11 protein-coding genes are annotated in these 12,496 nt (G+C 70.7%); 3 read left to right on the top strand and 8 right to left on the bottom strand.

Features of this window, described 5'->3' with window-relative positions; translation table 11 throughout:
- Window positions 1–11: 11 nt before the first annotated feature.
- Genes JI742_RS12425 through JI742_RS12415 form a run of 3 tightly spaced genes read left to right on the top strand, consistent with a single transcriptional unit; the run spans window position 12 to window position 3,853 of the window.
- Window positions 12–1,259, top strand: a complete 1,248-nt coding sequence (locus JI742_RS12425) for a DegT/DnrJ/EryC1/StrS family aminotransferase (protein ID WP_286184257.1) — start codon at window positions 12–14, stop codon at window positions 1,257–1,259.
- Between the two features lie 19 nt (window positions 1,260–1,278).
- Window positions 1,279–1,932: a sugar transferase gene (locus JI742_RS12420; RefSeq protein WP_201827326.1), complete on the top strand. Its 654-nt coding sequence runs from the start codon at window positions 1,279–1,281 to the stop codon at window positions 1,930–1,932.
- A gap of 13 nt (window positions 1,933–1,945) precedes the next feature.
- Window positions 1,946–3,853: a polysaccharide biosynthesis protein gene (locus tag JI742_RS12415; protein WP_201827325.1), complete on the top strand. Its 1,908-nt coding sequence runs from the start codon at window positions 1,946–1,948 to the stop codon at window positions 3,851–3,853.
- A gap of 78 nt (window positions 3,854–3,931) precedes the next feature.
- On the opposite strand, the gene cysN is transcribed toward JI742_RS12415, so the two are convergent.
- The 8 genes from cysN to JI742_RS12375 form a co-directional block, all read right to left on the bottom strand.
- The gene (gene cysN / locus JI742_RS12410) at window positions 3,932–5,668 is read right to left on the bottom strand and encodes a sulfate adenylyltransferase subunit CysN (RefSeq protein WP_201827324.1); all 1,737 of its coding nucleotides are present in this window, start codon (window positions 5,666–5,668) and stop codon (window positions 3,932–3,934) included.
- A gap of 1 nt (window position 5,669) precedes the next feature.
- Window positions 5,670–6,575, bottom strand: coding sequence for a sulfate adenylyltransferase subunit CysD (gene cysD, locus JI742_RS12405; protein WP_201827322.1), 906 nt, complete (start codon window positions 6,573–6,575; stop codon window positions 5,670–5,672).
- 94 nt (window positions 6,576–6,669) lie between these two features.
- Window positions 6,670–7,518, bottom strand: coding sequence for a 3-deoxy-8-phosphooctulonate synthase (kdsA, locus tag JI742_RS12400; protein WP_201827970.1), 849 nt, complete (start codon window positions 7,516–7,518; stop codon window positions 6,670–6,672).
- Between the two features lie 39 nt (window positions 7,519–7,557).
- Window positions 7,558–8,109: a dTDP-4-dehydrorhamnose 3,5-epimerase gene (gene rfbC / locus JI742_RS12395; protein WP_201827320.1), complete on the bottom strand. Its 552-nt coding sequence runs from the start codon at window positions 8,107–8,109 to the stop codon at window positions 7,558–7,560.
- Complete coding sequence (gene rfbA / locus JI742_RS12390; RefSeq protein ID WP_201827318.1) at window positions 8,109–8,990, bottom strand: glucose-1-phosphate thymidylyltransferase RfbA; 882 nt, start codon at window positions 8,988–8,990, stop codon at window positions 8,109–8,111. Before rfbA ends, rfbC begins: the two co-directional genes overlap by 1 nt.
- A gap of 27 nt (window positions 8,991–9,017) precedes the next feature.
- Window positions 9,018–9,914: a dTDP-4-dehydrorhamnose reductase gene (gene rfbD, locus JI742_RS12385; RefSeq protein ID WP_201827316.1), complete on the bottom strand. Its 897-nt coding sequence runs from the start codon at window positions 9,912–9,914 to the stop codon at window positions 9,018–9,020.
- Window positions 9,915–9,924: 10 nt separating this feature from the next.
- Window positions 9,925–11,001: a dTDP-glucose 4,6-dehydratase gene (gene rfbB / locus JI742_RS12380; RefSeq protein ID WP_201827313.1), complete on the bottom strand. Its 1,077-nt coding sequence runs from the start codon at window positions 10,999–11,001 to the stop codon at window positions 9,925–9,927.
- Window positions 10,998–12,461: a mannose-1-phosphate guanylyltransferase/mannose-6-phosphate isomerase gene (locus JI742_RS12375; RefSeq protein ID WP_201827311.1), complete on the bottom strand. Its 1,464-nt coding sequence runs from the start codon at window positions 12,459–12,461 to the stop codon at window positions 10,998–11,000. The genes rfbB and JI742_RS12375 overlap by 4 nt, the downstream gene beginning before the upstream one ends.
- Between the last annotated feature and the right edge of the window lie 35 nt (window positions 12,462–12,496).

Genomic DNA, 12,496 nt, shown 5'->3' with positions numbered 1-12,496 from the left:
GCCCCCTGCCCATGAGCGAACGCGCTGCCGACCTGCCGCCCTTCGTCCCCTTTGCCCTGCCGGAGATCGGCGAGGCCGAGATCGCCGAAGTCGTCGACACCCTGCGTTCGGGCTGGGTGACGACCGGCCCCAAGGCGCGGCGCTTCGAGCAGGATTTCGTCGCCTTCCTGGGCGGTGACCCGGCGCTGCAGGCGATCGCCGTGAACTCGGCCACCGCCGGTCTGCACCTGGCGCTGGAGGCCCTGGGCATCGGCCCGGGCGACGAGGTGATCACCACCACCCACACCTTCACGGCCACGGCCGAGGTGGTGCGCTACCTGGGCGCGGATGTGGTGCTGGTCGACATCGACCCGGCCACGCTCTGCATCGACCCGGCGGCGGTGGAAGCCGCCATCACCCCGCGCAGCAAGGCCATCGTGCCGGTGCACTACGCCGGCCTAGCCGCACCCATGGAGGCGCTGCTGGCCCTGGCCCGCCGCCACGGCTTGAAGGTGGTGGAGGATGCTGCCCATGCCCTGCCCACGAGCTGCGGCGGCGCCCTGGTGGGCACGCTGGGCAGCGATGCCACCGTCTTCAGCTTCTACGCCAACAAGACCATCACCACGGGCGAGGGCGGCATGCTCGTCACCCGCGATCCGGCCCTGGCCGAGCGCGCCAAGGTGATGCGCCTGCATGGCATCAGCCGGGATGCCTTCGACCGTTTCACCGCACAGGCGCCGAGCTGGTATTACGAGGTGGTCGCGCCGGGCTTCAAGGTCAATCTCACCGACATCGCCGCGGCCCTGGGCTTGCAGCAGCTCCGGCAGGCCGAGGCCTTTCGCGCGCGCCGCGCCGCGATTGCCGCGCGCTACGACGCCGCCTTCGCCGACCTGCCGGTGATCCTGCCGCCGCGGCCCGGCGCGGCTGGCGCCACCGCGCCCGACGACCTGCATGCCTGGCATCTGTATGTGCTGCGCCTGGCCGACGATGCGCCGGCCCTGGGCGCCGGCCGGCCCGGTGCCGGCGGCGACACCGGCGACCGCGATGCCTTCATCGAGCAGCTCTACGCCCGCCGCATCGGCTGCAGCGTGCACTACATCCCCCTGCACCTGCACCCCTACTGGCGCGAGCGCTACGGCCTGCGCGCCGCCGACTTCCCGCACAGCCAGCGCGCCTACGAGCGCATGCTCAGCCTGCCGCTGTTCAGCGCGATGCGCGACGAGCAGGTCGACCGCGTGATCGCCGCCGTGCGCAGCACGCTGCGGGGCGACGCGGCCTGAGCGGCCGCCCGGGGCCACCGTGGGCAAGCGCCTCTTCGACCTGCTGGCCGCCGGCCTGGGCCTGCTGCTGCTGGCGCTGCCAATGGCGGCGATCGCGCTGGCCGTGCGGCTCGATTCGCCGGGGCCGGTCTTCTTCCGCCAGCAGCGCGTCGGCCGCCACGGCCGGCTGTTCCGCATCCACAAGTTCCGCACCATGGTGGCGGATGCCGAGCGGCGCGGACCGGGCATTACCGTGGGCGAGGATGCACGCATCACTCGCGTCGGCGCCTGGCTGCGGCGCCACAAGCTTGACGAGTTGCCGCAACTGATCGATGTGCTGCGGGGCACGATGAGCCTGGTCGGCCCGCGGCCCGAGCTGCCGCGCTACGTGGCCCATTACGCACGCCTGCTTGGCGAGGCCGATGCAGCCCGGCTGCTGGCGCTGCGGCCGGGCCTGACCGATCCGGCCTCCCTGGCCTTCCGCGACGAGGCCGCCCTGCTGGCCGACGCCGCCGACCCCGAGCGCCGCTATGTCGAGGAGCTGCTGCCGCGCAAGCTGGCCCTGGCCCTGGCCTATGCCGGCCGCGCCAGCCTGCGCACCGACCTGGGCCTGATCCTGCGCACCCTGGCCGCCTTGCTGGGCGCCGCCGGCCCGCGCCCGCCGCAGGGCCCGGCGCCCCGGCCGCCGGCCTGATGAAACCGCCGCGATGAGCCGCCTGCCGCCGCCCAAGCTGCCGCCCGTCGAAGCGCCCGGCGGCTGGGCCTTGCGCGTCGAGGCCCTGCTGACCCGCATCCGCCCGGCGCGTGCCGGCCTGTCGCTGCTGGTCGATGCCCTGATCGTGGCCCTCACCTGGCAGGCCACCTACCTCTTCCGCCTGGGCTTCGACGACTGGTTCGCGCGCCGGCCCGACTACGACCCGCTGGTGCTGTTGGGCATCGTCATCGTCTATGCGGCGGCGGGCGTGGCCTTCGGCGTGCCGCGGGCGGTCTGGCGCTTCATCGGCTTTGGCGAGGTGCAGCGCCTGGCCCTGGTCTGCCTGGTGGCGGGCGCGGTCTCGGCCAGTGCGGTGCAGATGGCCGGGCTGTATGCCACGCCGCGCGCGGTGCTGGCCCTGCATCCGCTGATGACGCTGTTCGGCCTGGCCGGCGTGCGCATCGCCTACCGCATGTTCTACGAGCACCTGCGCATGCGCCTGAGCGGCCGCGGCGGCAGCAGCCGGCGCGCCATCGTGCTGGGTGCGGGCGATGCGGCGCGGCTGCTGATCGCCGGCATCCAGCACCAGGGCTGGACGGTGGTGGGCTTGCTCGACGACGACGAGGCCAAGCAGGGCAGCCGCGTCGGCAATGTGGCGGTGATCGGCCGGCTGGAGCGCCTGCGCTCGCTGGCCGAGCTGCACAGTGCCAGCCATGTGATCGTGGCCATGCCTTCGCTGCGGCGCGAAGTCCGCCGCAAGGTCTTCGAGCAGGCGGCCTCGGTGGGCCTGCCGGTGCTGACGGTGCCCAGCGAGGCCGAGCTGAGCGAGGGCGTGGCCGTCAGCCGCGTGCGCGACATCGAGCCCGAGGACCTGCTGGGCCGCGAGCCGGTGCTGCTCGACGAGGCCGGCATCGCCGAAGGCGTGGGCGGCAAGGTGGTGCTGGTCACGGGTGCGGGCGGCTCGATCGGCAGCGAGCTGTGCCGCCAACTGGCGCGCTACGGCCCGGCCCGGCTGCTGCTGCTGGAGCTGAGCGAGTTCAACCTCTATGCCATCGCCGAGGAACTGGCCGAGCGCTTTCCGCACCTGGCGGTGGAGCCGCTGATCGGCGATGTGCGCGATCTCGACGGCCTGCGCCGGCTGTGGGCCGCGCGGCAGCCGCAGATCGTCTTCCATGCCGCGGCCTACAAGCATGTGCCGCTGATGGAAGAGGCCAATGCCTGGCAGGCCCTGCGCAACAACACCCTGGGCACCTGGCAGGCCGGCCGGGTGTCGGCCGAGCATGGCGTCGAACGCTTCGTGCTGATCAGCACCGACAAGGCGGTGAACCCGACCAATGTGATGGGCGCCAGCAAGCGCGCGGCCGAGATCGTGCTGGCGCATCTGGCCGCCACCCAGGCCGGCACGCGCTTCATGGCCGTGCGCTTCGGCAATGTGCTGGGCAGCAGCGGCAGCGTGATCCCGAAGTTCAAGGCGCAGATTGCCCGCGGCGGGCCGGTGACCGTGACCCATCCGGACATCACCCGCTACTTCATGACCATCCCCGAAGCGGCGCGCCTGGTGGTGCAGGCGGCGGTGCTCGGCGAGAGCGGCCGCGTCTATGTGCTGGACATGGGCGAGCCGGTGAAGATCGTCGACCTGGCGCGCGAGATGATCCGCCTGGCCGGCCACAGCCTGGAGGAGATCCCGATCGCCTTCAGCGGCCTGCGGCCCGGCGAGAAGCTCTACGAAGAGCTGCTGGCCGATGCCGACGCCACCCTGCCCACGGCGATCGAGCGCCTGCTGGTGGCGCGCATCGCGCCGCCGGCCGAGGCCGCGCCGGCCCTGCTCGACTGGATCCAAAGCCGCGACAGCGCCAGCCCGGCCGAGGTGCGGGCCCTGCTGGCCCGCGTGATCCCGGAGTACCGGCCGGCACGGCACTGAGGCCGGCGGCGGCAGGTGCCACGTATCTAGCCGGCGGCCGGCCGACCCCGCGGGCGGACGCTGCCGCCGCCGGCGGGATCAGCCCAGCAGCGCCAGCAGCCAGGCGCGCAGCGCGGCGCCCTGGCTCTCGCCGTCCGGCAGGCTCAGGGGCTGAGCCTGTGCAGCCGTCAAGCCCAGGCCGCCGGCGGTGATCTGGACGTGCAGCGGCACCAGGCCTTCGCCCAGGCCCTCGGCCGTATCACTGCCGATCAGCACGATCAGGCCGGCCTCGCGCAGCAGCGCCAGGGTGGCGGGCAGCTCGGCTTGCAGGCCGGCGGGCAGCGCGTTGCGCTCCAGCCGCAGGGTGTGGCGGCCGGCGGCATGCAGCTCGCGCTCGGCCTGGTCGAGCAGGGCCGCACGCTGGGTGGCCGTGCCGCCGAGGAAGGCCAGCACCGCCGCCTGCTGCTGCTTGAGCGCGGCCCGCGCGGCGGCATCGACCGGCCGGTCGCCGGTCTGCTGCCCCTGCACGGCATGCAGCAGCATGCCGGCGCCGACGGTGTTGTGGCTGAGCCGGTCGATCAGGATGAAGCCGCCGGTGTCGCGGTTGGCGGCATAGGGATCGAAGGGCAGGGCCTTGTCCAGCGTCAGCGTGCAGACCGCGATGCCGTTGAGCTCAAGCTGCTCGGCCGGATGCTTCTCCAGCGTGTTCACATTGAGCTGGTGGCGGATGGCGCCGACCGTGGCCGGCACGGTGGCCGTGCCCAGCTTCATCAGGTAGCGGCGGCCGGGGCGCATCGGCTCGTCGTGCATCCACACCAGGGTGGTCTCGAACTGGCTGGCGGCCGCGGCCGGCTGGTCCAGGCCGCAGAGCAGGTCTCCGCGCGAGCAGTCGATCTCGTCGGCCAGGGTCAGCGTGACGGACTGGCCGGCCACGGCCTCGGGCAGGTCGCCGTCGGCGGTGACGATGCGCGCGACGGTGCTTTCCTTGCCCGAGGGCAGCACGCGCACGCGGTCGCCGGGGCGCACCACGCCGCCGGCGATCTGGCCGGCGAAGCCGCGGAAGTCGAGGTTGGGCCGGTTGACCCACTGCACCGGCAGCCGGAAGGGGCTGCGCTGCAGGCGGGTGTCGTCGATCTCGACCGTCTCCAGGAACTCCATCAGCGCCGGGCCCGTGTACCAGGGCATGCGCGCGCTGCGCTCGGTGATGTTGTCGCCGACCAGGGCCGACATGGGGATGGGGTGGAGGGCCACGCCGTCCATGCCGAGCTGCTGCGCGAAGGCGCCGAAGTCGGCCACGATGCGGTCGAAGACGGCCTGCTCGTTGCCCATCAGGTCCATCTTGTTGATGGCCAGTACGATGTGGCGGATGCCCAGCAGCGAGACCAGGGTGGCGTGACGGCGGGTCTGGGTCAGCACGCCGCGGCGGGCGTCGATCAGCAGGATGGCCACGTCGGCGGTGGACGCGCCGGTGACCATGTTGCGGGTGTACTGCTCATGGCCCGGCGTGTCGGCGACGATGAACTTGCGCCGGTCGGTGCTGAAGAAGCGGTAGGCCACATCGATGGTGATGCCCTGCTCGCGCTCGGCCGCCAGGCCGTCGACGAGCAGCGCGAAGTCGATGTTCTCGCCCTGGGTGCCCCACTTCTTGGAGTCGGCCTCGATGGCGGCGAGCTGGTCCTCGAAGAGCATCTTTGATTCATAGAGCAGGCGGCCGATCAGCGTGCTCTTGCCGTCGTCGACGCTGCCGCAGGTGATGAAGCGCAGCAGGCTCTTGCGCTCGTGCTGCTTCAGGTAGGCGTCGATGTCCTGGGCGATGAGGTCGGAAACGTGGGCCATGTCAGAAATACCCTTCCTGCTTCTTCTTCTCCATCGAGGCGGCGGTGTCGTGGTCGATCATGCGGCCCTGGCGCTCGGAGGTCGTGGTCAGCAGCATCTCCTGGATGATCTGCGGCAGGGTGGTCGCGGTGGATTCGACCGCGCCGGTCAGCGGGTAGCAGCCCAGGGTGCGGAATCGCACGCTCTTCATCTGCGGCTGCTCGCCGGGGCGCAGGGGCATGCGGTCGTCGTCGACCATGATCAAGGTGCCGTCCCGCTCGACCACCGGCCGCTCGGCCGCGTAATAGAGCGGCACGATGGGGATGTTCTCCAGGTGGATGTACTGCCAGATGTCCAGCTCGGTCCAGTTGGAGATGGGGAAGACGCGGATCGACTCGCCCGGCTGCTTGCGCGCGTTGTAGAGCTTCCATAGCTCGGGCCGCTGGTTCTTCGGGTCCCAGCGGTGCTCGGCGCTGCGGAAGCTGAAGATGCGCTCCTTGGCGCGGCTCTTCTCCTCGTCGCGCCGTGCACCGCCGAAGGCGGCGTCGAAGCCGTGCAGGTCCAGGGCCTGCTTCAGGCCCTGGGTCTTCCACAGGTCGGTGTGGATCTGCGAACCGTGGCTGAAGGGGCTGACCCCCAGGGCCTTGGCTTCGGGGTTCTGGTGCACCAGCAGTTCCATGCCCAGCTCGCGGGCCATGCGCTCGCGCATGGCATACATGGCCTGGAACTTCCAGGTGGTGTCCACATGCAGCAGCGGGAAGGGCGGCGGGGCCGGGTAGAAGGCCTTCTTCGCCAGGTGCAGCATCACCGAGCTGTCCTTGCCGATGGAATAGAGCATCACCGGCTTGTCCGCCTCGGCCACCACCTCGCGCAGGATGTGGATGCTCTCGGCTTCGAGGCGTTGCAAATGGGTCAGGGCGGCAGTCATCGGACGATCGACACGGGTCAGGACCAGGAAGGCCGGACGGGCCGGCGCGCAACCCGTCAGGATAGCCGACCCGTCCGGGCGGGTCGGCGCCGCTTCAGTCGATGCGCAGAGGCTCGAAGCCCTTGACCAACTCGTCGAGAGCCTTCATCTGCCCCAGGAAGGCCGGCAGCCGGTCCAGCGGCAGGGCACTGGGGCCGTCGCACTTGGCCTGCGCCGGGTCGGGGTGGGCTTCCAGGAAGAGCCCGGCGAGGCCGACGGCCAGGCCGGCCCGCGCCAGGTCGGCCACCTGCTGGCGGCGGCCACCGGAGGCGGCGCCCAGCGGGTCGCGCTGCTGCAGGGCATGGGTCACATCGAAGATCACCGGCAGGCCGCCGCTGACCTTCTTCATCACGTCGAAGCCCAGCATGTCGACCACCAGGTTGTCGTAGCCGAAGCTGGTGCCACGGTCGCAGAGCAGGATGCGCTCGTTGCCGGCCTCGCGCAGCTTCTCGACGATGTTGCCGACCTGGTGCGGGCTGAGGAACTGCGGCTTCTTGATGTTGATGACGCGCCCGGTGCTGGCCAGGGCCACGACCAGGTCGGTCTGCCGCGCCAGGAAGGCCGGCAGTTGCAGCACGTCGATCACCTCGGCGGCGGGCGCGCATTGCCAGGGCTCGTGCACGTCGGAGATCACCGGCACGCCGAAGGTCTGCTTGACCTCTTGCAGGATTTTCAGGCCCTCGTCCAGGCCCGGGCCGCGGTAGGAATGGATGGACGAGCGGTTGGCCTTGTCGAAGCTGGCCTTGAAGACGTAGGGGATCTTGAGCTTCGTGCAGGCCTGCACATAGGCCTCCGCGGCTTGCAGGGCCAGGTCGCGCGACTCCAGCACATTGATGCCGCCGAACAGGACGAAGGGGGCGTCGTTGGCGACGGTGATGTCGGGCGTGATCGCGATCGGGAGCATGGGCATGGGGCAGGGCGAGGCCGGGGCGGCGTGCCCCGCTCAGGCAAAGGTCTTGGCGTCGGCCAGCAGCGGGGCGGCCAGGTCCTTGGGGGAGAGGGTGGGGGCCATGCCGAGCTCGGGCCAGACCACGCCGACGGCGGGATCGTCCCAGCGCACCGAGCCTTCGCTTTCAGGGGCGTAGTAGTCGGTGGTCTTGTAGAGGAAGTCGGCGATCTCGCTGAGCACCAGGAAACCATGGGCGAAGCCCGGCGGGATCCAGGCCATGCGGTGGTTCTCGGCACTCAGCTCGAAACCCACCCACTGGCCGAAGCGCGGGCTGCTGCGACGCATGTCGACCGCGACGTCGAAGACCTTGCCGGCCACCACCCGCACCAGCTTGCCCTGGGCATGCGGGTCGAGCTGGTAGTGCAGGCCACGCAGCACGCCGCGCACCGAGCGCGAGTGGTTGTCCTGCACGAAGCAGGTGGGCCGGCCGAGCGCGGTGTCGAACACGCGCTGGTTGAAGCTCTCCGTGAAGAAACCGCGATCGTCCCCGAAGACCTTCGGGTCGAGCAGCAGCACTTCAGGCAGCCGGGTGGGCGTGATCTGCATCAGAACACCTTCTCCTTGAGGATCTTCAGCAGGTATTGACCATAACCGTTTTTCTTCAGCGCCTGACCCAGCCGTTCAAGGGTTGCCGCATCGATCCAGCCGGCCCGGTAGGCAATTTCTTCCGGGCAGGCCACTTTCAGGCCCTGGCGTTTCTCCAGGGTGGCGATGAACTGGCCGGCTTCGAGCAGGCTGTCGTGGGTGCCGGTGTCCAGCCAGGCATAGCCGCGGCCCATGATCTCGACGCTGAGCTGCTGCTGCGCCAGGTAGCGGGCATTCACTTCGGTGATTTCCAGCTCGCCGCGGGCCGAGGGCTGGATGTCGGCCGCGATGTCGCAGACCTGGTGGTCGTAGAAGTAGAGGCCGGTGACGGCGTAGTTGCTCTTGGGAACGTCCGGCTTTTCCTCGATGCTGATCGCGTTCTGCGCGGCGTCGAACGCGACGACGCCATAGCGCTCCGGATCCTGCACGTGATAGGCGAACACGCTGGCACCGTCCGTCCGCGCCGCGGCATTGCGCAGCAGGCCCTGGAAGTCGTGGCCGTAGAAGATGTTGTCGCCCAGCACCAGGGCGCTGGGCGCGCCGCCGACGAAGTCGCGGCCGAGGATGAAGGCCTGGGCCAGGCCGTCCGGGCTGGGCTGCACGCAGTAGCTGAGGTTCAGGCCCCACTGCGAACCGTCGCCCAGCAGGGCCTGGAAGCGCGGCGTGTCCTGCGGCGTGCTGATGACGAGGATGTCGCGGATCCCGGCCAGCATCAGCGTCGTCAGGGGGTAGTACACCATCGGCTTGTCATAGACCGGCAGCAACTGCTTGCTGACGGCCAGGGTGGCCGGGTGCAGTCGGGTGCCGGAGCCGCCCGCGAGGATGATGCCTTTGCGTTGCATGGAAAACCGTGGGATCGGGAAGGGGCTTCAGGCGCCGAGCACTTCGCTCAGCATGCGGTCGACGCCGGTCTGCCAGTGCGGCAGTTCCAGGTCGAAGGCCGCGCGCAGCTTGCGGGTGTCCAGGCGGGAATTCAGCGGGCGCCGCGCCGGCGTGGGGTAGGCGAGGGTGGGAATCGGCAGGATGGCATCGGGCGGCACGCGCAGCGCATGGCCATGGGCGCGGGCCCATTCGATGACATGGCAGGCGTAGCCGTGCCAGCTCACCTCGCCGCCGGCCACCGCGTGATAGGTGCCGGCCAGGGCCGGTTGCCGGGCGAGGCGGCGCAGGGCATGCGCGCTCAGGTCGGCCAGCAGTTCGGCACCGGTGGGCGCGCCGATCTGGTCGTCGATGATGGTGAGCTTGTCGCGCTCGCCCGCCAGGCGCAGCATGGTCTTGGCGAAGTTGCCGCCGCGGGCGGCATAGACCCAACTGGTGCGCAGGATCAGGTGGCGGCAGCCGCTGGCGCGGATGGCCTCCTCGCCGTCGAGCTTGGTCTGGCCATAGACGCTGAGCGGGCCGGTGGCGGCATCCTCGTCGCGCGGCGTGTCGCCGCTGCCGTCGAAGACATAGTCGGTGCTGTAGTGCAGCAGGGTGGCGCCGAGCGCGGCGGCCTCGCGGGCCAGCACGCCGGGCGCCTCGGCATTGATCGCGGCGGCCACCGCCGGCTCGCTCTCGGCCTTGTCGACGGCGGTGTAGGCGGCGGCATTGACGATCACGTCCGGCCGCACCGCCTGCACGGTGGCGGCCAGGGCCTCGGGCTGGCGGAAGTCGGCGGCCAGATCCTGGCTCTGGGTGCCCAGGGCGACCAGTTCCCCCAGCGGCGCGAGCGCGCGCTGAAGCTCCCAGCCGACCTGGCCGCCCTTGCCCAGCAGCAGGATCTTCATGGCCGGGGACTCAGGCCGGGTCCGCGACGCGGCCGCCGTAGTTGCGGGCCAGCCAGTCGCGGTAGCTGCCGCTCTGCACCTCGGCCACCCAGTCGCGGTTCGCCAGGTACCAGGCCACCGTCTTGCGGATGCCGGTGGCGAAGGTCTCGGCCGGGCGCCAGCCGAGTTCGCGCTCGATCTTGCGGGCATCGATGGCGTAGCGGCGGTCGTGGCCCGGGCGGTCGGTCACATAGGTGATCAGGCGCGCATAGGGGCCGGCCGGGTCGGGCTGCAACTCGTCGAGCAGGCCGCAGACGATGTGGACGATGTCGATGTTGGCCTGCTCGTTCCAGCCGCCGATGTTGTAGGTCTCGCCGAGGCGGCCGCCGGCCAGCACGGCGCGGATGGCGCTGCAGTGGTCCTTGACGTAGAGCCAGTCGCGAATCTGCTGGCCGTCGCCGTAGACCGGCAGCGGCTTGCCGGCCAGGGCATTGACGATCATCAGCGGGATCAGCTTCTCGGGGAAGTGATAGGGCCCGTAGTTGTTCGAGCAGTTGGTCGTCACCACCGGCAGGCCGTAGGTGTGGTGCCAGGCCCGCACGAGGTGGTCCGACGCGGCCTTGCTGGCTGAGTAGGGGCTGTTGGGCTCGTAGGGGTGGGTCTCGGCGAAGGGCGGGTCGCTGGGCTGGAGGCTGCCGTAGACCTCGTCGGTGCTGACATGATGGAAGCGGAAGGCCGCCTTCTCCGCGCCTTCGAGCGTGCCCCAGAAGGCGCGCGCGGCCTCCAGCAGGGTGAAGGTGCCGTCGACATTGGTCCGCATGAAGGCGCCGGGGCCGTGGATCGAGCGGTCCACATGGCTTTCGGCGGCGAAGTGCACCAGGGCGCGCGGGCGGTGGGTGGCCAGCAGGCGGTCGATCAGGGCGCGGTCGGTGATGTCGCCGTGCACGAAGACATGCCGCGGGTCGTCCTTCAGCGAGGCCAGGTTGGCCAGGTTGCCGGCGTAGGTGAGGGCGTCGAGGTTGACGACGCCTTCGGCCGCCGGGTCGGCCAGCCAGTCGAGCACGAAGTTGCTGCCGATGAAGCCGGCGCCGCCGGTCACGAGAATCATGTCTTGTCTGCCGAGTTGCGGCCGTAGGTGTCTTCGAAACGGACGATGTCGTCCTCGCCCAGGTAGCTGCCCGACTGCACCTCGATGATTTCGAGCGGGATGCTGCCGGGGTTGGCCAGGCGGTGGGTCTCGCCCAGCGGGATGTAGGTGCTCTGGTTTTCGCTGAACAGGCGCTTGCTGCTGCCGCAGGTCACCTCGGCGGTGCCGGAAACGACGATCCAGTGCTCGGCACGGTGGTGGTGCATCTGCAGGCTCAGCGAGGCGCCCGGTTTCACCAGGATGCGCTTGACCTGGAAGCGCGGGCCGGCGTCGACGCTGTCGTACCAGCCCCAGGGGCGGTGCACGCGGCGGTGCAGTTCGCCCTCGCCGCGGCCGGACTGCTGCAAGCGCGCGACGATCTGCTTGACCTGCTGGCTGCGGCTGCGGTCGGCGACCAGCACGGCATCGGGGGTCTCGACGACGACGAGGTCCTCGACGCCGACCGTGGCCACCAGCCGGCTCGTGGCGTGCACCAGGGTGTTGCGGCTGTCCTCGAACAGCACATCGCCCTGGGCCACATTGCCCTGGGCATCGGCCGCGCCAACCTGCCAGACGGCATCCCAGGCGCCGAGGTCGCTCCAGCCTGCATCCAGGGTCAGCGTGACCAGCGGGGCCGGGGCCTGGGCATCGCCGGGCAGGCGCTCCATCACCGCATAGTCGATCGAATCGGCCGGCGTGGCCTCGAAGGCGGCCTTGTCCGGCCGCACGAAGGAGGCATCGAGCTTGCGCCCGGCCCAGGCGGCGCGGGCGCCGGTGGCGATGTCGGGCCGGTAGCGGTCCAGTGCCGCCATCCAGGCCGAGGCCTTGAGCACGAAGAGGCCGCTGTTCCAGGCATAGCCGCCCTCGGCCAGGTAGCGTTCGGCGGTGGCGCGGTCGGGCTTCTCGACGAAAGCCTGCACGCGGCGCACCGGGCTGCCGTCGGCCGGGGCCGTGCTCTTGATGTAGCCGTAGCCGGTCTCGGGGCGGGTCGGGGCCACGCCCAGGGTGACGATCTGGCCGGCCTGTGCGGCCTCGACGGCCTGGGCCAGCAGGGCGGTGAAGGCGGCGGTGTCGCCCACCGTCTGGTCGGCCGGGCTGACGAGCAGCACCGGGTCGCCGCCGTTCTCCAGCGCGGCCAGGGCCGCCAGGGCCAGGGCCGGCGCGGTGTTGCGCGCGGCGGGCTCCAGCACGATGGCGGCGGCTTGCACGCCGATTTCGCGCAATTGGTCGAGCAGCAGGAAGCGGTGACCCTCGGCACCGATCAGCAGCGGGGCCTCCATCGTGCCGGCCCGCTGGCCCAGGGCCTGCAAGCGCTGCACGGCTTGTTGCAGCAGCGTCTGCTCGCCGCCCAGGGCGAGAAACTGCTTGGGATACAGGGCACGGCTCAGCGGCCAGAGACGGGTGCCTGAACCCCCGGACAAGATGACGGGAACGATGGACATGGGAGGGCGTGCCGCACGGGGCGGTATCGGAGGGG

It is taken from the genome of Piscinibacter lacus, from assembly GCF_016735685.1.
GTDB lineage: Bacteria > Pseudomonadota > Gammaproteobacteria > Burkholderiales > Burkholderiaceae_C > Aquariibacter > Aquariibacter lacus.
Note: the sequence above shows the minus strand (reverse complement) of the source record. Positions and strands in the feature narration are given on the sequence as shown.

Bases quoted from the DNA above. Each gene is read 5' to 3' on its own strand.
- JI742_RS12425 (WP_286184257.1), top strand. From the start codon at position 12: ATGAGCGAACGCGCTGCCGACCTGCCGCCCTTCGTCCCCTTTGCCCTG.
- JI742_RS12415 (WP_201827325.1), top strand. From the start codon at position 1,946: ATGAGCCGCCTGCCGCCGCCCAAGCTGCCGCCCGTCGAAGCGCCCGGC.
- cysN (WP_201827324.1), bottom strand. From the start codon at position 5,668: ATGGCCCACGTTTCCGACCTCATCGCCCAGGACATCGACGCCTACCTG.
- cysD (WP_201827322.1), bottom strand. From the start codon at position 6,575: ATGACTGCCGCCCTGACCCATTTGCAACGCCTCGAAGCCGAGAGCATC.
- kdsA (WP_201827970.1), bottom strand. From the start codon at position 7,518: ATGCTCCCGATCGCGATCACGCCCGACATCACCGTCGCCAACGACGCC.
- rfbC (WP_201827320.1), bottom strand. From the start codon at position 8,109: ATGCAGATCACGCCCACCCGGCTGCCTGAAGTGCTGCTGCTCGACCCG.
- rfbA (WP_201827318.1), bottom strand. From the start codon at position 8,990: ATGCAACGCAAAGGCATCATCCTCGCGGGCGGCTCCGGCACCCGACTG.
- rfbD (WP_201827316.1), bottom strand. From the start codon at position 9,914: ATGAAGATCCTGCTGCTGGGCAAGGGCGGCCAGGTCGGCTGGGAGCTT.
- rfbB (WP_201827313.1), bottom strand. From the start codon at position 11,001: ATGATTCTCGTGACCGGCGGCGCCGGCTTCATCGGCAGCAACTTCGTG.
- JI742_RS12375 (WP_201827311.1), bottom strand. From the start codon at position 12,461: ATGTCCATCGTTCCCGTCATCTTGTCCGGGGGTTCAGGCACCCGTCTC.